The 23,943-nt window shown below is 36.8% G+C and carries 18 protein-coding genes and 4 tRNA genes; 20 read left to right on the top strand and 2 right to left on the bottom strand.

The window, feature by feature from the left end:
- Positions 1-60 precede the first annotated feature (60 nt).
- Both der and era read right to left on the bottom strand, forming a co-directional pair.
- The gene (gene der, locus C3K47_RS13680; protein WP_103789799.1) at positions 61-1,365 is read right to left on the bottom strand and encodes a ribosome biogenesis GTPase Der; all 1,305 of its coding nucleotides are present in this window, start codon (positions 1,363-1,365) and stop codon (positions 61-63) included.
- A 139-nt stretch (positions 1,366-1,504) separates the two neighbouring features.
- A complete protein-coding gene (era, locus tag C3K47_RS13675; RefSeq protein ID WP_103789710.1) occupies positions 1,505-2,383 on the bottom strand; it encodes a GTPase Era in 879 nt (292 codons plus the stop codon).
- A 229-nt stretch (positions 2,384-2,612) separates the two neighbouring features.
- On the opposite strand from era, the gene C3K47_RS13670 reads away from it, so the two are divergent.
- From C3K47_RS13670 to C3K47_RS13575, 20 genes are all read left to right on the top strand, one after another.
- Positions 2,613-2,689: transfer RNA gene (locus tag C3K47_RS13670), tRNA-Met, on the top strand.
- A 92-nt stretch (positions 2,690-2,781) separates the two neighbouring features.
- Positions 2,782-2,858 (top strand) — tRNA-Met (locus C3K47_RS13665).
- Positions 2,859-2,950: 92 nt separating this feature from the next.
- A tRNA-Met gene (locus C3K47_RS13660) sits at positions 2,951-3,027 on the top strand.
- 91 nt (positions 3,028-3,118) lie between these two features.
- Positions 3,119-3,195: transfer RNA gene (locus C3K47_RS13655), tRNA-Met, on the top strand.
- Between the two features lie 514 nt (positions 3,196-3,709).
- A complete protein-coding gene (locus C3K47_RS13650) occupies positions 3,710-4,480 on the top strand; it encodes a polysaccharide biosynthesis/export family protein (RefSeq protein WP_103789709.1) in 771 nt (256 codons plus the stop codon).
- Positions 4,481-4,515: 35 nt separating this feature from the next.
- Positions 4,516-6,888: a GumC family protein gene (locus tag C3K47_RS13645; RefSeq protein ID WP_103789708.1), complete on the top strand. Its 2,373-nt coding sequence runs from the start codon at positions 4,516-4,518 to the stop codon at positions 6,886-6,888.
- Between the two features lie 103 nt (positions 6,889-6,991).
- The gene (locus tag C3K47_RS13640) at positions 6,992-8,263 is read left to right on the top strand and encodes a nucleotide sugar dehydrogenase (RefSeq protein ID WP_103789707.1); all 1,272 of its coding nucleotides are present in this window, start codon (positions 6,992-6,994) and stop codon (positions 8,261-8,263) included.
- Positions 8,264-8,312: 49 nt separating this feature from the next.
- Positions 8,313-9,458, top strand: coding sequence for a DegT/DnrJ/EryC1/StrS family aminotransferase (locus C3K47_RS13635; RefSeq protein WP_103789706.1), 1,146 nt, complete (start codon positions 8,313-8,315; stop codon positions 9,456-9,458).
- Positions 9,430-10,038 (top strand): acyltransferase, encoded by a 609-nt coding sequence (locus tag C3K47_RS13630; RefSeq protein WP_207765301.1) that lies wholly within the window; start codon positions 9,430-9,432, stop codon positions 10,036-10,038. Before C3K47_RS13635 ends, C3K47_RS13630 begins: the two co-directional genes overlap by 29 nt.
- Positions 10,039-10,053: 15 nt before the next feature.
- A complete protein-coding gene (locus C3K47_RS13625) occupies positions 10,054-11,073 on the top strand; it encodes a Gfo/Idh/MocA family protein (RefSeq protein ID WP_103789705.1) in 1,020 nt (339 codons plus the stop codon).
- Positions 11,074-11,077: 4 nt separating this feature from the next.
- Complete coding sequence (locus C3K47_RS13620; protein ID WP_103789704.1) at positions 11,078-12,379, top strand: lipopolysaccharide biosynthesis protein; 1,302 nt, start codon at positions 11,078-11,080, stop codon at positions 12,377-12,379.
- The gene (locus C3K47_RS13615) at positions 12,376-13,386 is read left to right on the top strand and encodes a hypothetical protein (RefSeq protein ID WP_207765300.1); all 1,011 of its coding nucleotides are present in this window, start codon (positions 12,376-12,378) and stop codon (positions 13,384-13,386) included. The genes C3K47_RS13620 and C3K47_RS13615 overlap by 4 nt, the downstream gene beginning before the upstream one ends.
- Before the next feature lie 13 nt (positions 13,387-13,399).
- The gene (locus tag C3K47_RS13610; protein ID WP_103789703.1) at positions 13,400-14,791 is read left to right on the top strand and encodes a DUF7033 domain-containing protein; all 1,392 of its coding nucleotides are present in this window, start codon (positions 13,400-13,402) and stop codon (positions 14,789-14,791) included.
- A 4-nt stretch (positions 14,792-14,795) separates the two neighbouring features.
- Positions 14,796-16,112 carry a hypothetical protein gene (locus C3K47_RS13605; protein WP_103789702.1) on the top strand — a complete coding sequence of 439 codons (1,317 nt, stop codon included), beginning with the start codon at positions 14,796-14,798 and terminating at the stop codon, positions 16,110-16,112.
- A gap of 42 nt (positions 16,113-16,154) precedes the next feature.
- Positions 16,155-17,291 (top strand): glycosyltransferase family 4 protein, encoded by a 1,137-nt coding sequence (locus C3K47_RS13600; RefSeq protein ID WP_207765299.1) that lies wholly within the window; start codon positions 16,155-16,157, stop codon positions 17,289-17,291.
- A gap of 39 nt (positions 17,292-17,330) precedes the next feature.
- On the top strand, positions 17,331-18,494 hold the full coding sequence (gene wecB / locus C3K47_RS13595) for a non-hydrolyzing UDP-N-acetylglucosamine 2-epimerase (RefSeq protein WP_103789701.1): 1,164 nt from the start codon (positions 17,331-17,333) through the stop codon (positions 18,492-18,494).
- Positions 18,491-19,717: a glycosyltransferase family 4 protein gene (locus tag C3K47_RS13590; protein WP_103789700.1), complete on the top strand. Its 1,227-nt coding sequence runs from the start codon at positions 18,491-18,493 to the stop codon at positions 19,715-19,717. The genes wecB and C3K47_RS13590 overlap by 4 nt, the downstream gene beginning before the upstream one ends.
- Positions 19,718-19,740: 23 nt before the next feature.
- A complete protein-coding gene (locus C3K47_RS13585; protein ID WP_103789699.1) occupies positions 19,741-20,970 on the top strand; it encodes a DegT/DnrJ/EryC1/StrS family aminotransferase in 1,230 nt (409 codons plus the stop codon).
- The gene (locus tag C3K47_RS13580) at positions 20,967-21,554 is read left to right on the top strand and encodes a sugar transferase (RefSeq protein ID WP_103789698.1); all 588 of its coding nucleotides are present in this window, start codon (positions 20,967-20,969) and stop codon (positions 21,552-21,554) included. Before C3K47_RS13585 ends, C3K47_RS13580 begins: the two co-directional genes overlap by 4 nt.
- Positions 21,555-21,905: 351 nt before the next feature.
- Positions 21,906-23,873, top strand: a complete 1,968-nt coding sequence (locus C3K47_RS13575) for a polysaccharide biosynthesis protein (RefSeq protein WP_103789697.1) — start codon at positions 21,906-21,908, stop codon at positions 23,871-23,873.
- Positions 23,874-23,943 lie beyond the last annotated feature (70 nt).

Genomic DNA, 23,943 nt, shown 5'->3' with positions numbered 1-23,943 from the left:
AACAAGAAAAAAGGATAAAGAAAAGTCAAATTATTTTCTTTATCCTTTTTAATAAATTCTTTATTTCTGACGGAAGTAGATCGTTACCGGTACTCCTTTAAAGTCAAAGTTTTCACGTAACTGGTTTTCCAGATAACGTTTATAAGGTTCTTTAATATATTGAGGCAAGTTACAGAAGAACGCAAATGTAGGCGCAATTCCAGGTAACTGTGTAATGTATTTGATCTTAACAAACTTGCCTTTCAATGCTGGGGGTGGATACCGTTCTATTACTTCCAGCATTACATCATTTATTTTTGATGTAGGGATTTTCTTTGCTCTGTTTTCAAATACCTGCTGGGCTACTTCAATGGCCTTGAAAATCCGCTGTTTTTCATGTACTGAGGTGAAAACAATTGGAATGTCGGTAAATGGAGCGATTTTTTCCTTAATAGCATCTTCAAACTTTTTCATGGTCTTGTGATCTTTTTCAATCAAATCCCATTTGTTTATCAGAATTACAATGCCTTTACGATTTTTTTCGGCCAGGTGAAATATATTGATATCCTGCGCTTCTAAGCCTGTTGTTGCATCGATCATCAAAATACAAACGTCTGCTTCTTCCAATGCCTTAATGGTACGCATGACCGAGTAGAACTCAATGTTCTCTTTAACCTTAGTCTTTTTGCGTAAACCTGCTGTGTCAATCAGCATAAATTCATGGCCAAATTGCTTGTAATGAATATGGATTGAATCGCGTGTAGTGCCGGCAACCGGCGTAACAATGTTTCGGTCGTGGCCTAAGAATGCATTTATAATTGACGATTTTCCCACATTCGGGCGTCCAACAATCGCAAATTTAGGAAGGTGAGAAGTTTCATCTTCTGTTACTACTTCAAATTTTGCAATTATATCATCTAATAGTTCTCCTGTTCCGCTACCGGTCATTGATGAGATATTGTAAATCTCACCTAAACCAAAGGAATGGAACACCGCTGATTCGTGAACCAACATGGAGTTGTCAACTTTATTTGCCACTACAAAAACCGGTTTTTTTGAACGGCGAAGAATATTGGCAATGTCATCTTCCAAGTCAGTAATACCCGTTGTTACATCCACCATAAAAATAATAATGGAAGCTTCTTCAATGGCAATAACCACCTGTTCACGGATGGCGGTTTCAAAAACATCTTCCGAATTGGCTACATAGCCTCCGGTGTCAATTACAATAAATTCGCGGTTAAGCCATTCGGCTTTTCCATAATGTCTGTCGCGGGTAACACCGCTCATATCATCTACAATTGCTTTTCGACTTTCAGTTAAACGGTTAAACAAAGTCGATTTTCCCACATTTGGGCGGCCAACTATAGCTATTATATTGTTCATATCTTTTAAAATCAGGAACCAAATCAGGGATAAAGACATACCTGATCGGTTATTATTAATTAATTTATTAGATGGATTTAAGAATCGAGACCACGTTGTTTGATTAACTAATGTCTCAACCTTTTAATCTAAATCGATCTTAGCCTTCGTATCCAAACCTTTTCAGGTAGTTGTCTTTATTTCGCCAATCATCGAGCACTTTAACGAAAACTTCAAGAAATACCTTTTTATCCAGAAATTTTTCAATGTCGAAACGAGCTGCTGAAGCAATTTTTTTAAGCATAGTTCCACCTTTGCCTATAATAATTGCTTTTTGTGTTTCGCGTTCAACGATTATTTCGGCACTTATACGGTGCAGATCCTCGCCTTCTTTAAATGAAACAATAACCACTTCAGAACTATATGGCACTTCTTTTTCGCAACATTTAAAGATTTGTTCCCGGATCATTTCGGCCACAAAAAAACGTTCCGAACGGTCGGTAAGTTCTTCTTTGTCGTAATAAGGCGGATGGATAGGCAAATGATCCCTGATAAAGCCGGTAATGGCATCAATATTAAAATCCTTTAATGCCGAAATGGGAATGATGGCAGCAGGGTTCAGCTCTTTTTGCCAGTATTCAATCTTTTGCGTAACCAGCTCCTGGTTTGATTGGTCGACCTTGTTAATTAAAACAGCAATCGGCCCTTCGTATTTTTTTACTTTTTCAACCACATCCGCTTCATCATGCTTTTCATTTATATCGGTTACAACCAATAAAACATCGGCGTCTAAAAAGGATTCGTTTACAGCCGACATCATCGATTTTTGCAGGCCGTATTTAGGTTGAATAATGCCCGGAGTATCGGAGAAAATGATTTGGGTATTTTCATCATTGATAATTCCAATGATGCGATGGCGGGTGGTTTGTGCCTTGTGAGTGATGATTGACATTCGTTCGCCCACCAAAATATTCATCAAGGTTGATTTGCCGGCATTGGGCTTTCCAACAATGCTTACAAATCCTGCTTTGTGTTCCATTTAGTTTATTATTAGGTGATCTCAATCAATTTTTATTGATTGACTTGACTATTAATTGATTGCAGTTTAAATGCTTCGTATAAACATTTTTGCAATTTAGGCTGCAAAGATACGCTTTCGGTTTTTTTTAAAATAATTTTTGTGGAATTAGTATTTCGTTCTATCTTTGCAGTCCCAAACGGGAGAGGCGAGTAATGAACGCCATCAAATCTTTCGGTTGCAAATATAGTGCGGGGTGGAGCAGTTGGTAGCTCGTCGGGCTCATAACCCGAAGGTCATCAGTTCGAGTCTGGTCCCCGCTACCCAATAAAAGGTCGACAAGTCGTCGACCTTTGTTTTTTCAAGATTTGACTTTAGATGAGTTATGACCGTTCAAATCTTATCCAAATTTTAAATAGTGCGGGATGGAGCAGTTGGTAGCTCGTCGGGCTCATAACCCGAAGGTCATCAGTTCGAGTCTGGTTCCCGCTACCCAAGAAAAGGTCAACAGTCGTTGACCTTTGGTTTTTCAAGATTTGACTTTAGAGGAGTTATGACCGTTCAAATCTTATCCAATTTTTTAAATAGTGCGGGATGGAGCAGTTGGTAGCTCGTCGGGCTCATAACCCGAAGGTCATCAGTTCGAGTCTGGTTCCCGCTACCCAAGAAAGGTCAACAGTCGTTGACCTTTGGTTTTTCAAGATTTGACTTTAGAGGAGTTATGACCGTTCAAATCTTATCCAATTTTTTAAATAGTGCGGGATGGAGCAGTTGGTAGCTCGTCGGGCTCATAACCCGAAGGTCATCAGTTCGAGTCTGGTTCCCGCTACCCAGGAAAAGGTCAACACTCGTTGACCTTTTTTATTTTATTGCTTCAAAATAATCTATGAAATAGTTGGGCATTTTTATACTCAACCACATCACCTTAATTCTTTAATTAAATTAGTTCAAAGTGCTGTTAAATAGACTTTTAAACTAATAGTTATTTTAAATTCTTTATTATTATTTCAATTTCTTTTTGTACAAATTTAATGCAACTTGACTTAAAAAATGGTCAGCAATAATTCCATTAAGCTTAGGTTTAAGTTAATATTCAACACTGCTGATTAATAAGTTTGGAACGGTTTTATTAGTAACTATGTTAAATTGTAATATGTTAGATTATAAAGTTCCTTTTTTTGTTAACTGGCTGATTGTTAATATGAAGTGAGAATGCAGGAATGTTTGTTAAATTTGTTTAAGGACAACAACAAGTTTTAGTAATTAGCATTATGCGGGTCTATTTTGGTATATAAATTGATTATACACAGCCAAAATTATCTGTGTATTAAATCATAATCAGATACCATGAAATTTACGCGCCTTAAAAACTCTATTTTTATGCTATTGCTTTCTGTTATAGCGACTTCGTGTTCTTCTACAGAGAACATAGCTTATTTCAAAGATGCAGGTACCCAAAAAAGTACCCAGCAAGCTATAAATAACTATGTTCCCAAAGTTCAAGCAAATGATATCCTTTCTATAGAAATTGCCAGCCTTAGTCCTGAAGCCACTGAAATGTTCAACCCTAAATCGGCTGCAGGAAATGCCAATTCACTTGAATTGCGTCAGATAGATGGTTATTTGGTTGATAAATCCGGAAATGTTGATCTTCCGGTTATAGGCGCCCTTAAGGTGGATGCCTTAACAACAGATGAGGTTTCGGATTTGGTGAAATCACGCCTTACCAATTACTTAAAAGATCCCACGGTAAAAGTTAAATTCCTCAATTTTAAGATTTCTGTGATGGGGGAAGTTGCCCGTCCGAATGTGTACAACGTTACAAACGAGAAAATTACCATAACCGAAGCATTAAGCATGGCTGGTGATGTTACAATTTATGGATTAAGGGAAAATGTTTTATTAATACGAGAGGAGAACGGTGTTCGCCAGTTTGCTCGCATTAATTTAAATAAAACCGATGTTTTTACTTCTCCTTTTTATTACCTGCACAAAGGAGATGTAATTTATGTTGAACCGGGACCTCGTAAAGTATATGCTAGTGAAAACCGTACTTACCAGGTGTTAACCATATTAGTTGGACTATTAAACGTTGCAGCAATTTATGCTATTAAATAAGTTTTTCAGGAATTAGTCTCCTTACATTAAATTTTATGAATAACGCTCTCAAACAATCATCTTCTCCAATACAGTTAAACTGGGCTAAAGATTTGCTGGATAAATGCCTGAAAAATTGGTTTTTATTTGTATTGTCCGGTTTTATAGCATTATCACTAGGTTTTCTTTATTTAAAGATGACCATACCTCAATATAAATCCAGTGCAAGCATTTTAATTAAGCAGGAAAAAAGCCCCTCTCAAACCGGTGAAAAGGAAAACGTAATGAACGAACTTGATATGTTTTCTGATGCAAGAGTTTTAGATAATGAGATTGAGAAAATTAAGGCAAAAGTGATCATGGATAGGGTAGTGAATGATCTTGGACTGTATGCTTCCTATTACACAAGTGAAGATAAAGGGTTCAAGGGTTTGATAACTAAGCCATGGCATAAACACGAGCTTTACGACGATTCGCCTATACGCTTTTCATTGCTGAAGTTTCCGGAGAACAACGAAGCTTTTACATTCAATATAACTCCATTATCAACTGAAACCTATAAAATTACCACAGAACAGGGAAGCAAGGTGCAAAGTTTTGGCAAAACCTTTACTCTGCAAGGTATGCAGTACGTGGTTTATCCCACTTCTACTATTAAAAGCTTTTTGAATAATGATATACAGGTTAAGGTTGCATTGCCGCTTAATGTGGTTGATTCATACCTGTTAAAACTTAAGGTTAAAATAAGTGGTAAAGGAGGTAGTGTATTAAGTCTTACTATCCTTGACCCGGTACCAGAGCGCGGTAAAGATATTTTGAACAAAACAATTGAAGAGTATAATAGATCCGTTTTATTGGCCAAAAATAAGGAAGCTACTGCCGCACTGGCATTTATTGATGATAGGTTGAAGCTTATAACCGGAGAACTTTCGAGCGCTGAAAAAGCTGTGGAAGAATATAAAACCGATAAGGAGATAACCGATATCAGTTCGCAGTCACAGTTACTATTAAATAAGATCAAAGAAAATGATTCACAGCTAAATAGCGTGAATATTCAGTTAAATGTGATGCAATCTGTTACCGATTATTTAAGCAGTAATGCCGGTGGAAGGGGCGCTTCAGGAATTATCGGGGTTGATGATCCTGTCCTTCAAAATAAACTGAATAAGTTAAACGATCTTGAGCTCGAGCGTACCCGTTTGTTACGTACAATGAACGAGGGCAATCCAATCATTGAAGGGTTAAATAGTCAGATTTCATCCACTAAAACCAGTATTAACGATAATATTCAAGCTGTTAGAAGAGGATTGGTGATTACCAGAAATAATCTTCAAAGCAATAACAGTGGGTTTGAATCAGCGGTAAGAACGGTGCCGCAAAAGGAACGACAACTGATCAATATTGAGCGTCAGAAAAATATTAAAGAGGAACTTTATGTTTATTTATTACAAAAAAGAGAAGAAACAGCTCTTTCTTATGCAGCTCAGTTTCCTGAAAGTGAGTTGGTAGATGCACCAAGTTCAGGAACAGATCCCGAATCACCGCAAAAGGTTATTGTTGTTTTCTTGTCAATGGTTATGGGGCTGCTGGCTCCAATAGTGTTCTTTGGAATAAAAGACTTTTTAAACGATAAGGTATTAAACCGTCAGGTCATTGAAAGCACTACCAATGCACCTATATTAGGGGTGATAGGCAAGAATAACACTAATGAGAAATTGGTAGTTAAACAGGGTAGTAGAACTGCTATTTCTGAGCAATTTAGGTTTTTACGAACCAATTTGCAGTACCTAGATCATGAACAGAAAAATCAAACCATCCTGGTTACATCAAGCATCCCTGATGAAGGAAAAAGCTTTATATCAGCCAATTTAGGGGCAAGCCTTTCCATTTCCGGAAAAAAAACATTAATACTTGAAATGGATTTGCGAAAACCCGGATTGGCGAAAATGTTTGACGTGGTGGCTGAAAAAGGCATTTCGAACTTAATTCGAGGTGAAGTGACCCTCGAGGAGGTAATTCAACCATCGCGTACTTATGAAACGCTGGATATAGTTACCTGCGGAACTACTGCCGATAATCCTGCCGAATTACTTTTGGATAAACGGCTTGCCGACCTGTTCGAGTTCTTAAAAAAACGTTACGATTATATAATTATAGATTCACCTCCAGTAGGTTTGGTTACGGATGCGTTGATATTGGAAAGATTTGCTGATATGTCTATTTACGTGATTCGATATGGCTATACACATATTTTTAACTTAAAACTTATCTCGGATGTACATAAAAATGGGAAGTTTAAAAATATGGGCTTAATCTTTAACGGTGTTAATTTGCAGGACTCTAAAGAATACGCATACAGTTATTCAAATGGTTATTATTATGATAATCCGAAGCAAAAAGGAATCATGAAACGACTAAAAAACTCTTAAGGAGTTTTTTAATTGAAAACTCAATTGTATACTATTTGCTTAGAAAGCAATTGTAAAACAGGTATCTAAAATAAACTAAGAAACAGTAATCACATCGATTGTTATGACTAATAAAACTAACCAAAGCATTGCGGTAATAGGATTGGGCTATGTTGGACTACCTTTAGCAGTAGAGTTCGGAAAGAAATACCCTACTGTTGGGTTTGACATTAATGAAAATCGTATTAAAGAATTAAGCGAGGGTTTCGACCGAACACTAGAAGTTGAAGAAAAGGATCTAAAAGAATCAAAATGCCTTCAATTCGCCTCTAATGTAGAGCATATAGCTACATGCAATATTTTTATTGTAACCGTGCCAACACCTATTGATCATTTTAAAAACCCGGATCTGGGTCCCTTGTTAAAGGCCAGTGCAATGCTTGGCAAAGTTCTAAAGAAAGGTGATATAGTTATCTATGAATCAACGGTTTATCCGGGGTGTACAGAGGAGGATTGCGTTCCGGTATTAGAAAAATATAGCGGATTAAAATTTAATACTGATTTCTATTGCGGTTATTCACCTGAACGAATTAATCCAGGTGACAAAGTAAATACTCTTAAAACCATTCGTAAAGTAGTAAGCGGTAGTACTCCTGAAGTTGCACAAACTGTTAAGACTTTATACGACAGCATTGTTGATGCAGGTACATTTCTGGCTTCATCATTGAAGGTTGCCGAAGCCTCCAAAGCAATTGAAAATGCCCAGCGCGACGTTAATATTTCGTTTGTGAATGAATTGTCCTTGATTTTTGACAAAATGGGAATTGATACCCATGATGTTCTCGAAGCTGCAGGTACCAAATGGAATTTTTTACGTTTTAGCCCTGGATTGGTTGGTGGTCACTGTATTGGAGTCGATCCGTATTATCTAATGCATAAGGCTCAAAGTTTAGGTTATTATCCTCAGGTGATTCTTTCGGGAAGAAGGATCAACGATAACATGGGGATGTTTGTAGCTAATAAGGTGATCAAATTAATGATCAAAAAAGGGCATAAGATAGAAGGTTCAAAAGCATTGCTGCTTGGCGTAACTTTTAAAGAAAACTGTCCTGATATCCGAAACTCAAGAGTGATTGATATTTACAACGAGTTACGTCAGTTTGGCCTATCGGTTGAAGTTTATGACCCATGGGCAAATAAAGATGAAGTAAAGGAAGAGTATGGAATTTGTCTGCTTCCGGAGCTTGACGAGCGCACTTATGATGTAATTATTTTAGCAGTATCACATAGTGAATTCCTTGCTTTGGAATATAACAACTTAACACATAACAAGTCATCAGTAATATTTGATACAAAAGCTTTCCTCGACAGAAAACTTGTGGATGCTCGTTTGTAAGTCGATTAAGTATTAATCTCGTTTTCTATCAACATTAACGCTCAACTTTATGAAACCAATTCAAATGGTTGACCTGAATGGTCAGTACCAAAATATTAAAGCCGAAATAGATCAGGCTATAACCGACTGCTTAAATGAAGCAGCGTTTATTAATGGTCCCCAGGTGAAACAATTTCAGCAAAACTTGGCTTCTTATCTTGCTGTTAATCATGTTATTACATGCGGAAATGGTACTGATGCTCTTCAAATTGCTATGATGGCTTTGAATTTAAAACCCGGCGATGAAGTGATTGTTCCTGCTTTTACTTACGTAGCTACTGCCGAGGTTATCGCTTTATTGGGGCTTACTCCTGTAATGGTAGAAGTAGATCCTCATACTTTTAATATTACTGCCGAAATTATTGAAAAAGCCATTACCCCAAATTCAAAAGCCGTAGTTCCTGTTCACCTTTTTGGCCAATGTTGTGATATGGAGCCAATCATGGAAATGGCCCGAAAATACAATTTATATGTTATTGAAGATACTGCCCAGGCACTAGGTGCAAAGTATACCTTTTCAGATGGCAGTGTTAAGTCGGCTGGAACCATTGGTGATATAGGCTGTACCTCCTTTTTCCCCTCTAAAAATCTGGGTTGCTATGGAGATGGCGGCGCAATTATGACCAACAATGAAGAATTAGGGGTAAAACTTCAAAAAATAGCCAATCATGGTCAGGCAAAAAAATATTATCATGAGATGGTAGGAGTAAACTCTCGTTTGGATACGTTGCAGGCTGCAATTCTCATTATAAAACTTAAAAAACTTGATGAGTATGCTGCTTCAAGAAATGCAGTTGCAGAAAAATACGATCAAGCTTTTGCTTCAATCGAAGGTGTTACTATTCCTAAACGTCAATCTAATTCAACCCATGTATTTCACCAATATACTTTAAAGTTGGAAGGCATTGAAAGAGAGGGTTTGAAGAAGCATTTGGAAGCAGGAGGAATTCCCGCAATGATTTATTATCCGCTGCCATTGCATAAACAGGAGGCGTTTAAATCAGACAGATACAATGAAGGAGATTTTCCGGTTTCCGAAGCGTTGTGCAGCCAGGTGTTATCGCTACCGATGCATACTGAAATGGAGGACGATCAGTTGAATTATATTACCAGTCAATTACTAGCATATGTCGCAACAGTTAAACAATACGTCTGAATTGGTGAAAGAGTATTTCGCACACGAAACCTCTTTGGTTGATGCGAACGCTGAAATAGGAGCGGGTACTAAAATATGGCACTTCAGCCATATTATGGGCAATTGTAAAATAGGGGAACGTTGTAATATTGGGCAGAATGTCGTTGTTTCACCCAACGTGGTGTTAGGAAGCAACGTAAAGGTTCAAAACAATGTATCTATTTATACCGGTGTTACCTGTGATGATGATGTTTTCTTAGGGCCTTCAATGGTTTTTACCAATGTCATTAACCCCAGAAGTGCCATCAACAGGAAAGATCAATATGCCAAAACACATGTTGGAAAAGGAGCTTCGATTGGAGCTAATGCCACTATTGTTTGCGGACATGACATTGGTGAATATGCTTTTATTGGAGCAGGGGCAGTGGTTACTAAAAATGTACCCGCTTATGCCTTGTTAGTTGGTAATCCAGCAAAGCAAATAGGATGGGTGGGTGAATATGGTCATCGACTGGTTTTTGATAAAAACAATAAAGCAGTTTGTCCTGAAAGTGGACAAGAATATCAATTTAAAAATAATCAAGTAACAAGAATTAAATAAGTAAAACGCTCTCATATGCCAAGCAGATCCTCAAAAGTTAAGTTCGCCGTTATTGGCTGTGGCCATATAGGTAAACGACATGCCGAAATGGTTACTAGAAATCATGAGTCGGAATTAGTTGCCCTAATCGATGTAAAGCCACAGGACGAATTGGGCATTAAAAACTACGATGTTCCTTTTTTTAGAAATATAGAAGAATTTTTAGCTGAAGGTATGAATGTTGATGTGATTAACATTGCCAGTCCGAATGGGTTCCACGCTGAACATGCATTAAAATGTTTGGATGCCCGTAAGCATATCGTTGTAGAAAAACCTGTTGCGCTGAAAAAGATCGATGCGGAAAAGGTGATCTATAAAGCGCTAAATGTACATAAGCAGGTTTTTGCTGTTATGCAAAATCGATATTCGCCTCCTTCTGAATGGATCAAAACCCTTATTGATTCCGAAAAACTGGGTAAGGTTCACATGGTGCAGCTAAACTGCTATTGGAATCGTGATGAGCGGTATTATACCCCTGACAGCTGGCATGGTAAAAACGATTTGGATGGAGGAACTCTCTTTACGCAGTTTTCCCACTTTATTGATATCCTGTATTGGTTGTTTGGTGATATTGAAAATATTAAGGCGCGATTCGCCGATTTCAATCACACTGCCTTAACTGATTTCGAAGATTCAGGCTTTGTAAGCTTTGATTTTGTAAATGGTGGTATGGGTTGTATTAATTACTCTACTTCGGTGTGGGATAGGAATTTAGAGAGTAGCATGACAATTATTGCCGAAAATGGTAGCGTTAAAATAGGCGGACAATACATGAATGAGGTTGAATATTGCCATATAAAAGATTATCAAATGCCTGTTTTGGCTCCTACTAATCCGGGTAATGATTATGGTGCTTACAAAGGATCAGCTCAAAATCATCATTATATTATAGAGAACGTTGTAGATACATTAAAGGGAAGATCTTCAATCACTACTAATGCTTTGGAAGGACTTAAAGTGGTTGAGATCATAGAACGAATTTACAGCCAGCGCTAATACAATGATAACACTTAGAGTGCCCGGGAACTATTTTAAAAACATTATCACATTGTTTACGGGAATTCTATTGGCCCAAGGTATTCAGATTTTGCTTTTTCTGGTATTACCACGCTTATACAGTCCGCAAAGCTTCGGTAAGCTCACTTTAATGCTAAGTGTAGTTTCCATATTGTCGATTATGGCATCAGGTAAATATGAACAGGCTATTGTTTTACCTAAAAGATTTCAAACAGGCATAAGCGTTCTAAAAATCACTTTTTTATTAGCTTTTGTTTTTTGCTCGCTATTAATGTTGATATTCCTTTTATTCGGACAACCCCTCATTATAGCATTAAAACTGCAACTGTTAGCTGATTGGTTCTATGTTATACCATTAATGGTTTTGCTAAATATCCTTTCCGTTGGATTGTTTTTTTGGTTCACCAGAAACAGAGAGTATAGATTAATTGCCAAAAATAAGGTATCTGAAAATGTGGTTTTTGGAGTTAGTGCTATATCAATGGGACTAATGAAAATTCCTATTGGGTTAGTAATAGCCCGGTTCTTTGGACAAATCTCAGGGGTTCTGTTATATGTTTTTAAACTTCATAAGAAGGGGGAATGGGGGCATTTTAAATCTAATAATGAGCCCAAGTTGCTAAAAGCCACTGCTATAAGGTATAAGAAATTTCCAAAGTTCTCCATGTTTGCCGGGTTATTTAATACAGGGGCAGCTGAAGTTCCAAGTTTTGTCATCAATTACTTTTATGGGCCATTAATATTGGGTTGGTGGGGATTTGCAAATAGTGTAGCAACAGTTCCTTTAGGAGTGATTTCAAAATCGGTTGGAAATGTATTTAACGAACAGGCGGCAAAAGATTATGTCCAGTTTGGCAGCTGTAGGCGAGTGCTTTTAAAGACATTATTATTATTAATTGGTATTGGAATAGTTCCTTTTGTGATTTTAATTTTTTATGCCCCGCAATTATTTGCCCTAATTTTTGGAGAAGAGTGGAGACAAGCCGGTAAATATGTCCAGATTCTGTCGCCCAATTATTTTTTTCAATTTATCTCTAATCCCGTTACATCGGTTCTTTTAATTGCTGAAAGACAGGAGGTTGATATGTTGATAGAGGTGTTTTTACTAATAGGCATTTTGAGTTTCATGCTTGTTTTTGGCCGCTTTCATTCAATCGAGTTAACGCTTAAAGCTTATACCATTATTTATTCAATTTATTATTTGACCATACTTTTTTTAAGCTACTACTATTCATCAAGAAAAGATTTAGCGTGGAGCTTAAAAAAGACAATGATAACATCATGATTTTCGGATTTCTATTGGCTCATAAAAAAAAGAAAAATGGCTCACAGGATATGTCTGTAAAGGATAAATATAAGGCATTGACTGATACAGAACCTTCTATTTGCATATATGCTTTGCCCTGGTGGTTAGATGCTGTGTGCGGGGAGCAAAATTGGGATGTAAGGATTATAGAATCGGATAAAAAGGTAGTGGCATCCTGGGCTTTTTATCGGGAGAATAAAATGGGTTTCAATCTGATACACATGCCAACCTTTACACCTTTTGGAGGGGTTTGGTTAAATTATCCTACTGATCAGAACTATACAAACAGGCTCAGTTATGAAATATCCATGACAACGGATTTGCTTGAGCAAATGCCAGCATTTGACTATTTAAGACAGGGATTTAGTTATCAGTTTAGAAATTGGCTGGGCTTTTATTGGAATGGATTTAAACAAACGAGTCGTTATTCGTATGTTTTAGAAGACCTGTCGGATATAAATGAAGTGTTTAACCGATTTCATAAGAGTAAACGCAGTAATATACGTAAGGCCGAAAAGGCAGTGAAAGTTCATCACGGTCTTACTGCAAATGAGTTTTACGAATTCCATAAAAAATCACTCACCGGAAGCGGAAAACAAATTTCATACTCCTTTTCACAGTTTGAAAGATTGCACAACGCAGCAATAGTTAACAATGCAGGAAAAGTGTTTTACGCAATTGATGAACAAGGGAATATACACAGCGCGCTTTTTGTTGTATGGGATAAGCAATCGGCTTATTCAATTATAAGTGCTGTTAATCCAACGTATAATGAAAGCTATTCATTGAGTTTACTGTTTTATGAAGCAATAAAATATACTTCTGCTTTTGTAAATAAATTTGATTTTGAGGGCAGTATGATAAAAGGTGTGGAAACAGCATACCGAAACTTCGGCGCTAAACAAAAAGAATATTTTATAATTTCAAAAACACCGTCGAAGCTTTTAAAGCTGATAATGTTTTTTAAAGACGAGTTCCTTCGTTAATAGTGGAGGTGGCATGAAAGAATTGATCATTACGTTTTCAGATACTTACCAGGAAGAAAAAAAGTACATTGCCAATGTTATTTTTAATGACTTTTGGGGCATTCCTTATCAGTTGATTTTCAAAAATGGGTTTGATAAAGCTGAAATATCAATGGCTGACAGCCCGGTTCGTATTCAATTTCCAGAAATATTATTTTCAACCAAGACTGATTATTGGTTAAAAAAGGAAAGTTTACCTGCGAGTCCGCTGCGAATCAGAAAATTGGATGATTTAAATCCTCATCACTTCTATCATAATAGTGTTCCGGTGATTTATGGGGAGGATACATCCTCAGTTATTGATTTAAATTCTGATACGATAAAGTTCGATATAGATATTTTTGGTAGTATTTTCTTTTGTCTCACTTTATATGAAGAAGTAGGAAGTGACCATCGGGACGAATTTGGTCGATTCCCGTTCCATGCGTCCATTTTGGTAAAAGAAAAAATAAAACATCGACCAATTGTTAATGAATACCTTGAGATCTTGTTCCGATTGTTGCAAGTTTTATCATCCGAAATCAATCGTAAGGAAAGAAGCTATCGCTTGAACATCACCCATGATGTCGATAAGCCCAGAGCTCATGATTTTCCTTTTAAAACCTTTTTAAAAGATTGTGCTAAAGACGTGATCATGCATCGTTCCGGAACTCTTTTAATGAAGCGTGTTCAGTCGCGTTTTATTAAAGAAGACGATTATCATAAAAATAAAGATCCCTTCAATACATTTAAATTTTTAATGGACGTAAGTGATCGATTGGGCCTAATCAGTGAGTTTAATTTTATTGTAATAGATGGGAAAGGCTCCGTTGACGGTGCATATGATATTGAGTCGAAGTTTATAAAACAGGTGATGAAAAATATTCATCATCGGGGACATTTATTAGGATTTCATCCCAGTTTCTATACATTTTGTGATGTAGAAAAGACACAACAGGAATTTCATAAATTTATTAAGGTATGCAAAGAATTGGGAATTCAACAGGAGCAATATGGTGGAAGGCAGCATTATCTGCGTTGGAAAAATCCCGATAGTTGGAGAATATGGGATCAAATTGGTGCCGATTTTGATTCATCAGTTGGTTGGAAATCAATTTCAGGATTTAGGTCAGGCACATGTTTTGAGTATCCTGTATTTGATTTAATAAGCAGAAAGCAATTGAAGCTTCGAGAACGTTCCCTGCATGTGATGGAAATTAGTCAAGAGGAATGTAGTTCCGAAGAGGATTTCAGGAAACATGTCATTGAGTTGAGTAAAGCCTGCAAACATTACCAGGGAGAATTGGTTCTGCTGTTTCATAACGATAGGGTTCTTTCTCCAAAACATTGTAAAGACTATGAAGACTTGTTAGAAAATTTAGTTTAAGTACATGAATACGCTCTCAACATCCGGTCAGTATAATTATTTCTATAAGGCTTTAAATTTCTTTTTAGGCTTGGCGATTTATTTTGTGCTCGATTGGGCTTATAGAACTCAAATTTCAGTAACCTATATGTATGAAGGTTACCGACTGGATTCTTCTCCCGAACGAATTATAATTGGAAAAATAATAGTTCTTTCAGTTTTAGCTTTTATCACGTTAAAATCATTGAGCCCTTTCATTTATACCATGCTCATGATCATTAACCTTTTCATACTTTTTCCCAATGTTGTTTTATTTGAGAATATGGATGCACAGCCTGAAATCTTATTCGGAATTCTTCTGCTTGAGATCTCAATTGTGTTTTTTAGTGCATTCAGATATCCTATTTCTGTAAACCAGGTTCGTATTGATAAAAGGATTAAAGTATTATTAATTATTATCCTGATCTCCATTGTTCCATTTTTAATTATTTACCGTTTCGATTTTAACTTCAGAAATTTACTGTTCGAAGATATTTATGATACACGCTTTGAAGCCAGAGAGAAAAGAACATTCTTCACTGGTTATGCTTATTCGGTATTAACCAAAGTTATAATTCCCGTTTTCTTGATCTTTACCATCTATTACAAAAAATACCTATTTACGCTTGTTGGTATTATTCTGCTTGTTTATTTGTTTTTGTGTGGAGCCCATAAAGGGGTTCTTTTGGGCGCACTTCTAATACTAGCTTTTTACTTTCTAGAGTATTATAAAAAACTGGCTATTGTATTAGGTGTTTTCCTTGTAGCAATTCTTTTGTGCTATTATCTAAAGGAAAAGAATGGAAATGTAGAGCTGGAATCTATAGTGGTTCGTCGTACCTTTTTCTTGCCAGCTTATCTCAATATTTGTTATTTCGAGTTTTTTGCCGATAACCCAATGCGGCTTTCGCATAGTATTCTATCGCCTATCTATCAATACCCTTATCCGGTCGAACCTACAAATATGATCGGCTGGCATTACTTCAATAATATTAAATCAGGAGCCAATAATGGAGTGGTAAGCGATGGCTATATGAATTTTGGCATTCCTGGAGAGATCATCTTCTGTGTAATTACCGGGTGGTTAGTGGCTTTTTTTGATTCACTTAATATTAGCCACAAGTTTGGTGGTTTGTTCATTTACTTTATTGTAACTATTAACGGTAGTGCACTATTTACATTGTTGCTAACCCATGGAGGTATTGTGCTGGTATTGGTGGGTTTGTATTTCTTGCAAAATACGCAAGAAGAGTTTGAAACAGGTGCCGAAATAGAATCTGGCCAGGAACTTGAACAGGTCTGATTTAAAAATCACAAAAATCAATTGATTAAAAATATCATACTAATGGAAAATTCTAGCTCTCAACCTCCGCAAATTAAAGTATGTCACCTTACATCCGTCCATAAACGGTATGATCCACGTATTTATTACAAAGAATGCCGTAGCCTTGCAAAAGCAGGTTATAAAGTCCATCTAATTGTTGCCGACGGCCTTGGAGATGAAACAAAAGATGGAGTGAATTTTAATGATGTAGGTGCTTCAAAAGGCCGGTTCAATCGCTTTGTGAGCACTTCAATGAAGATTTACAAAAAAGCAAAAGAGATCAATGCTGAAATATATCATTTGCATGATCCTGAGTTGCTACCTGTAGGATATATGTTGGCTCGCAAAGGCAAAAAAGTTGTTTATGACGCGCATGAAGATGTACCCGTTCAGATAAAAGCTAAAGCTTATATAAATCCATTGATCAAACAACCCTTATCTTCTTCTGTGAAAATTGTTGAAGACTACATTGTTAAAAATATTGCAGGTGTGATTACGGCAACCCCATATATCAGAGATCGATTTTTACCCCTTAATAAAAACTCGGTTGATGTTTGTAATTATCCATTAATTAATGGAACCAGTATTGTTAAAACCAAGTGGGAATTAAAAAATGATTCTATTTGTTATGTAGGAGGAATTTCGGAAGTAAGAGGGATTAAGCAAATGGTAGAAGCGATGAAATACCTCAATGGTTATAAACTGAATTTGGGAGGTGAATTTGAAACTGATCAACTAAGGGAAGAAACAGTTAAGATTGAGGGTTGGTCGAAGGTGAACGAACTGGGCTTTTTAAATAGAGACAAAGTTGGAGCGATTTTAGCCGAATCAAAGATTGGTATTGTAACGCTTCAACCCATTAAGAATTATGTTGATGCTATGCCGGTAAAGATGTTTGAATACATGCTGGCAGGCCTGCCAGTTGTAGCCTCTAATTTTCCTTTATATAAAGAAATTCTGGAAAGCAATAAATGTGGCATTTGTGTTGATCCAACTGATCCAAAGCAAATTGCAGACGCTATTTCATTTTTGTTAGAAAATCAGGAACAGGCTTTGCAAATGGGAGATAATGGATATGAAGCTGTTCTTAATAAATACAATTGGGCTTCTGAAGAAATTAAAGTATTGAATTTGTACGATAAACTATTAGCTAACTAGATGATTAAATAATTACTCAAACTACTAAACGCTCTCATAATGATTTACGCCGAACAAACACTTCCTAAGGAAATAAAGCCTGCATTTGATCACTCGTCTGAAAAACAGATCATCATTGATATTATTGCCGGGGCCCGCCCTAATTTTATGAAAATAGCTCCAATTATTGAGTCAATTAAGCAAGAACAAGAACTTGGTGCCAATATCGCTTTTCGTTTAATTCATACCGGTCAGCATTATGATAAAATGATGAGCGGCAATTTCTTTGAACAACTGGGAATTCCGGAACCTGATTTTAATCTTGAAGTAGGTTCAGGAACTCAGGCTGAACAAACGGCAAAGATTATGATGCGTTACGAGGAGCTTCTACTGAAATCGCCTGCTGATCTTTGTTTGGTGGTGGGCGACGTTACTTCTACCATGGCTTGTTCGATAGCAGCAAAGAAATTAAATATTAAGGTGGCACATGTGGAGGCCGGAATACGATCGGGAGATTTGTCGATGCCTGAAGAAATCAACAGGATGGTAACCGATGCCATTACTGATTATTTTTTTACTACCACTAAAATAGCCAGTGACAATCTAATAAAATCTGGAATTAAAGCTGAACAAATCTTTTTCGTGGGTAATACCATGATTGATACCTTGTTAAAGCAAATGCCACACTTTAAGAAACCTGAATTATGGTCTTCCCTGGTATTGGCCCCTCAGCAGTACCTAGTTGTAACCCTACACCGTCCTTCTAACGTTGATGAGGCTGATCGCCTCAAATTTCTCATTAATGAAATTGTAGATAATAGTATGGGGCTGCCGATTATCTTTCCTGTACATCCGCGAACCGCACAAAAGATTTCTCAAACCGGTATTAATGCCGCTAATCTCCATACTGTTGAACCAATGGGCTACCTTGAGTTTAATTATTTGGTGAGAAATGCAAAGGCGGTAATAACCGATTCGGGAGGGATCACGGAGGAAACAACGGTGATGGGCGTCCCATGCATGACCTTACGGAATACTACTGAACGGCCTGAAACCTGTTCTATTGGTACCAACGAATTGTTGGGGACCAATCCTGAAGCGTTGAAGCCGGCATTGAAAAAACTATTTGAAGGCGAATGGAAAAAGGGAGCCATACCTGAACTATGGGATGGAAAAACCTCAGCGCGAATTGTTAAACAGTTAATTAACCTTTTCGCTCTATGAAAATAGTTTACTTCTATCAATATTTTACTACTCCAAATGGTGCCTGGAGCACCCGGGTTTATGAATTTACGCGAAACTGGGTTGCTCAGGGACATGAAGTGACCGTTGTTACGAGTGTTTATTCGAAATCTGATATTAAAGCTAAAAGGTTTCTAGAAGATCAGGTGATTGATGGAATTAAGCTCAAGGTTATCAATATCGAAATAAATAATAAGCAGCCAATCTATAAACGTGTATTTACTTTTTTAGCTTATTCATTTATGTCGAGCTGGTATGCGCTTACACTTCCTGCCGATGTTGTAATTGCTTCATCGGGTCCTATTTCAGTAGGGATTCCAGGCTTAATTGCAAAGTATCTCAGACGAAGAAAAATGGTGTTTGAAGTTAGGGATATTTGGCCCGACGCCGCGATTGAACTGGGGGTGGTAACAAATAAATGGGTGAAAAAATTTGCCTATTGGTTTGAAAAAGTCTGTTATGATGCTGCTGATTTAATTGTAGCTCTTTCACCTGGGATGAAGGAAAATATTGAAAGACGATTTGGTATAACCAAAGTTATATCCATAACCAACTCTGCTAACTTAAGCTTATTCGGTAATAGGATTGAAAACGCTAATGTGCCCGAATACTTCTTTACCAAAAAAGTAGCCATTTATACCGGTAATATTGGATCAACCAATAACTCCGAACTATTGCTGGAAACTGCTAAAATATTGAAGAGTAAAGGCTGTGATCAGATTAAGATATTGTTGGTTGGAGATGGAAAACAGAAGGAGTATCTTGAAAAAAGGGCGGCTGATGAAGCTGTGGATAATTTTGAAATAATGGGGTTGATGCCTAAAAAAGAATTAGTGGCCCTTATTCAGCGTTCATTTGTTTCAATCATTCCCATGGCCAATGTTCCAATGCTGGCAACATCCTCGCCTAATAAACTATATGAATCATTGGCGGCAGGAGTGCCTGTGGTACAAACTACTCAAGGTTGGATTAAAGAATTTCTGGCCGAACATAAATGCGGATATACTACACAGGCTGACTCCCAAGAGTTAGCAGTTGTTTTAGAGGCATTGTCGCTAAAAGACAGGGAGCTTAAAGAAAGCGGTCAAAGAGCAACTGAGATCGCCAAGGAATATTTTGATAAGGATTACCTGGCAGACAAAATGCTTAAAGGAATTTCGAGCGTGGTGCCATCACAAAAACGCAAGGTAGAAATGATTTACTAATGATTAATTAAACCCCATAATTTATGCAAATACCGTTCTCTCCTCCACGAATTGATCAAAAAACAATTGATGCTGTGGTTGATACATTAAAATCAGGCTGGATTACTACCGGTCCAAAAACTAAGCTGTTTGAAAAACAACTTGCGCAATATACAGGTGCCCCAACAGTATTATGTTTAAACTCAGCTACCGCCGGCTTAGAATTAGCTCTTCGTTGGTTTGGCGTTGGCAAGGGAGATGAAGTTATTTTGCCTGCTTACACCTATAGCGCTACAGCCAATGTGGTGCTTCATTGCGGGGCAACTCCCGTATTTGTTGATGTAAATAAGGATGATTTTAATATAAGTATAGCTGAAATTGCACAATATATCTCCGCAAAAACCAAAGTGATAATGGCTGTTGATTTTGCTGGATTGCCTTGCGATTACAGCAATATCAACAGCCTTGTAAATAATGATGATGTGAAATCATTGTTTAAGCCTTCATCAAAGAATCAGAAAAAATTAGATAGGATATTGGTTTTGTCGGATGCGGCTCATTCAATTGGGGGAACGTACAAAGGTAAAAGGGTGGGTGCGTTAGCTGACATTTCAGTTATTTCATTTCATGCAGTGAAAAACCTTACTACGGCCGAAGGTGGTGCAATGTGCTTTAATTTGCCTGAACCTTTTGATAACCAGGAAATTTATCAGGCTCTTTCTGTTAAGGCATTGCATGGACAAAATAAAGACGCTTTGGCTAAAACAAAGCCCGGGTCATGGAAGTATGATATTATAGAGCCGGGATATAAATACAACATGACCGATATTGCTGCTGCAATTGGTTTGGTGGAATTAGAGCGCTACGATAATGATATGTTGGTAAAACGCAAGGAAATTTGTGAGTTTTATAATAAATATCTGTTGGAATACTCGTGGGCGCAATTGCCCATATTGGAAAACGATATTAAAGATTCCTCTTATCATCTATATGCACTTCGAATTCGCGAGATTACTGAACAGCAAAGAGATCAGATCATTGCTTTAATATCAGAAGCAGGAGTAGCCGTTAATGTACATTTTATTCCTGTTCCCATGATGTCATATTATCGTTCCATAGGATTTGATATCGCTGATTATCCTTTTGCTTACGATAATTATTCAAGGGAAATTTCGCTGCCCGTGTATTATGATCTGAGTTTAGAACAAGCCAGATATGTTTGTGAAACAGTAACGGAAGCAGTGGAAAAAGTATTAAACAAGGTAGAAGCATGAACCGGATTTTAGATTTTCTTTTATCCTTTATTGGCTTATTGATTTTATTGCCTTTTTTTCTTGTAGTCGCTGTGTTAATTGCTCTGGATTCAAAGGGAGGGGTTTTTTATCAGCAACGACGAGTAGGGCGGTATGATAAAGATTTTGGTTTGCTGAAATTCAGAACCATGTTTAAAGGTTCAGATAAAAAAGGGCTTCTAACTATTGGAGATAGAGATAATAGGGTTACAAAGGTGGGTTATTACCTGAGGAAGTATAAGTTGGATGAGTTGCCGCAACTAATCAATGTTTTTATTGGTGATATGAGTTTGGTAGGGCCACGGCCTGAAGTACGGAAATATGTGGAGTTGTATTCAGCCGAACAACGTAAAGTATTAACGGTAAAGCCGGGGATTACTGATTATGCGTCATTAATGTTTAGAAATGAGTCGGAGTTAATGGCCGCACAGGATAATCCCGAATCTTATTACATACAAACTATATTGCCAACAAAGTTGCAGTACAGTTTGCAGTATATAGAAAGGAAAAGCTTTTGGGAAGATTTTAAAATCATCCTTTTAACCCTAAAGCAGATTGTGGCTTAAAAAACCAAAATGCAGTATAATTTAAACTCAAAAAAATGTTGAATAGAAGTAGAATAATGATTAACTTTTTATTTCTATTTAATTGATTATTAATGTTTTCTTTAAATAGAATAATCCGATATGTTGTATAATTGTGTATACAATTTGTGGAATCGGACCTTTAAATTTCGATACTGTTTATAAGTCAAATAGCCTTTTTTAGGGCTTCATAGAGGTGGCTTCAATATATGAAGATTTATCGGCCAGTAGGACCGATAATTGCTTATGATTAAACACAAAAAAGAGATTTCATACCATTTTTAACGTTAAATAAGAATGATTTAAACTGTTATGTAGAATATACAGGTATCTATGTTTACGCTCTCTCACTCGTCTAAGGTAAAGAAAGAAGCTTCCTTTACCTTGAGGCTATCTGCCTTTAAACTGGTCCCAAGATGGCTCATCTTTTTAATAGATGTTGCCGTTTGCGCCGGTTCATTTTTATTAGCTTTCATTTTGTTTTACAATTTTAACTTATCAGAGCTCTATGCACATACGGGCTTAAATCGCCTGGCTTTAATCAATATTTTTGTCTGTTCGGGTGTTTTTCTTTATAAAAAAAGCTATGCCGGTATCATACGACTATCTAGTTTGCAAGATATGATGCGGGTGTTCTCGGCCATCTGTTCCATTTCAGTTATTCTTTTAGGAATTAAAGTAATTTTTGATATGAATAACTTTGTTAGTTTGCCACTAAATGTGATCTTAAAACATTTCCTCATAATGTTCTTTATGTTAACTTCTTACAGGTCATTAGTGAAATGGACATTTGAAGCTGTTGAAGGAAAAAGTGATGAGCAAATAAATGTGGTAATCTTTGGCGCTGGAGATAGCGGGCAAATTACTAAACAGGTGATCGATCATTCTCGTCATTCAGGATTGCATATACATGCCTTCGTAGATGATAGCCCAAACAAAATTGGCAAGTATATTGGAGGGGTGAGAATCTACAATGCAAAAAATGATCTGATTGAACTTAAAAGGAAGTATAATATTCAGCAAGTCATATTCAGTATTCAAAATCTTGATACAAAAAGAAAAAGTGAAATGGTGGATCTTTGCTTGAATTTAGGCATCAAGGTAGTTAATGTTCCGCCTGTGAAAAACTGGATCAATGGTGAATTCACTTTAAATCAATTAAGGAATATTAAAATTGAAGAACTTCTTGAACGCGATGTGATCAAAATTGATAATAAGCATATCTGTTCCCAACTTCGGAACAAAAATATTCTTATTACCGGAGCTGCCGGTTCTATTGGTAGCGAAATAGTTCGTCAAATTGCATTTTTTGAGCCAAGCAGGATCATACTTTGTGACCAGGCCGAAACGGCCTTGTATTCCATTGAACTTGAAGTAAATGAATCTTTTCCAAAGATTAATTTTAGTCCTGTCATTATCGATATAAAAAATAAAGAAAGGATGGAACTTCTATTCAAGTTATATAAACCTGAGTATGTTTTCCATGCAGCGGCTTATAAACATGTTCCCATGATGGAATGCCATCCTTCAGAGGCTGTTTTAAATAATATTGGAGGGACAAAAGTAGTTGCCGACCTGGCTGTAAAATACAATGCGGAGAAATTCGTTATGGTTTCTACCGATAAGGCCGTTAATCCAACCAATGTGATGGGCGCTTCCAAACGAATTGCGGAAATCTACGCACAATCATTAAATGATTATCTAAAACAGGCTGATTCATCCACTCAAACTAAATTTATTACAACCAGATTCGGAAATGTTTTAGGATCAAACGGTTCTGTTATACCACGTTTTAGAGAACAGATTTCGAAAGGTGGCCCTGTAACAGTTACACATCCCGAAATTAATAGGTATTTTATGACAATTCCTGAAGCTTGTCAGCTTGTTTTAGAAGCTGCAACAATGGGCGATGGAGGCGAAATATTTGTTTTCGATATGGGTAAGTCGGTTAAAATAGTTGATTTGGCCAAGAAGATGATACAATTGTCGGGTTTAACAATTGATAAGGATATTAAGATTGTTTACTCGGGGTTACGCCCAGGAGAAAAATTGTATGAAGAATTATTGAATGATTCAGAATACGTAAAGCCGACTCATCATGAAAAAATAATGATTGCTAAAGTAAGGAAGTATTCCTTTGAAACCACCAGACAGGAAATTAATGAATTGCTTGATGCCGCTTCAAAAATGCATGATAATAAGATTGTGCAAAAAATGAAACATATCGTGCCTGAATTTAAAAGCAAGCATTCGGTTTTTGAAGTATTAGATACTATCGATGAGATTTCTACTGTAAATTAAAATATACCCTAAGTCGATTATTATCCCTGTATTCTTGATAGATGCAGGGATTTTTGCTTTTAATTATCTA

Origin of the sequence: Solitalea longa, assembly GCF_002920915.1 — a bacterium.
In the GTDB taxonomy this organism is placed as follows: Bacteria; Bacteroidota; Bacteroidia; order Sphingobacteriales; family Sphingobacteriaceae; genus Solitalea; species Solitalea longa.
The sequence above is the reverse complement of the archived record's forward strand: the minus strand, read 5'-3'. Positions and strand labels throughout refer to the sequence as shown.

What these genes read in the sequence shown, in the direction of transcription:
- era (WP_103789710.1), bottom strand. Translation starts at nt 2,383, where the DNA reads ATGGAACACAAAGCAGGATTTGTAAGCATTGTTGGAAAGCCCAATGCC.
- C3K47_RS13580 (WP_103789698.1), top strand. Translation starts at nt 20,967, where the DNA reads ATGAACCGGATTTTAGATTTTCTTTTATCCTTTATTGGCTTATTGATT.
- C3K47_RS13605 (WP_103789702.1), top strand. Translation starts at nt 14,796, where the DNA reads ATGAATACGCTCTCAACATCCGGTCAGTATAATTATTTCTATAAGGCT.
- C3K47_RS13585 (WP_103789699.1), top strand. Translation starts at nt 19,741, where the DNA reads ATGCAAATACCGTTCTCTCCTCCACGAATTGATCAAAAAACAATTGAT.
- C3K47_RS13615 (WP_207765300.1), top strand. Translation starts at nt 12,376, where the DNA reads ATGATTTTCGGATTTCTATTGGCTCATAAAAAAAAGAAAAATGGCTCA.
- der (WP_103789799.1), bottom strand. Translation starts at nt 1,365, where the DNA reads ATGAACAATATAATAGCTATAGTTGGCCGCCCAAATGTGGGAAAATCG.
- C3K47_RS13600 (WP_207765299.1), top strand. Translation starts at nt 16,155, where the DNA reads ATGGAAAATTCTAGCTCTCAACCTCCGCAAATTAAAGTATGTCACCTT.
- wecB (WP_103789701.1), top strand. Translation starts at nt 17,331, where the DNA reads ATGATTTACGCCGAACAAACACTTCCTAAGGAAATAAAGCCTGCATTT.
- C3K47_RS13575 (WP_103789697.1), top strand. Translation starts at nt 21,906, where the DNA reads ATGTTTACGCTCTCTCACTCGTCTAAGGTAAAGAAAGAAGCTTCCTTT.
- C3K47_RS13640 (WP_103789707.1), top strand. Translation starts at nt 6,992, where the DNA reads ATGACTAATAAAACTAACCAAAGCATTGCGGTAATAGGATTGGGCTAT.
- C3K47_RS13645 (WP_103789708.1), top strand. Translation starts at nt 4,516, where the DNA reads ATGAATAACGCTCTCAAACAATCATCTTCTCCAATACAGTTAAACTGG.
- C3K47_RS13620 (WP_103789704.1), top strand. Translation starts at nt 11,078, where the DNA reads ATGATAACACTTAGAGTGCCCGGGAACTATTTTAAAAACATTATCACA.
- C3K47_RS13630 (WP_207765301.1), top strand. Translation starts at nt 9,430, where the DNA reads ATGTCGCAACAGTTAAACAATACGTCTGAATTGGTGAAAGAGTATTTC.
- C3K47_RS13610 (WP_103789703.1), top strand. Translation starts at nt 13,400, where the DNA reads ATGAAAGAATTGATCATTACGTTTTCAGATACTTACCAGGAAGAAAAA.
- C3K47_RS13650 (WP_103789709.1), top strand. Translation starts at nt 3,710, where the DNA reads ATGAAATTTACGCGCCTTAAAAACTCTATTTTTATGCTATTGCTTTCT.
- C3K47_RS13590 (WP_103789700.1), top strand. Translation starts at nt 18,491, where the DNA reads ATGAAAATAGTTTACTTCTATCAATATTTTACTACTCCAAATGGTGCC.
- C3K47_RS13625 (WP_103789705.1), top strand. Translation starts at nt 10,054, where the DNA reads ATGCCAAGCAGATCCTCAAAAGTTAAGTTCGCCGTTATTGGCTGTGGC.
- C3K47_RS13635 (WP_103789706.1), top strand. Translation starts at nt 8,313, where the DNA reads ATGAAACCAATTCAAATGGTTGACCTGAATGGTCAGTACCAAAATATT.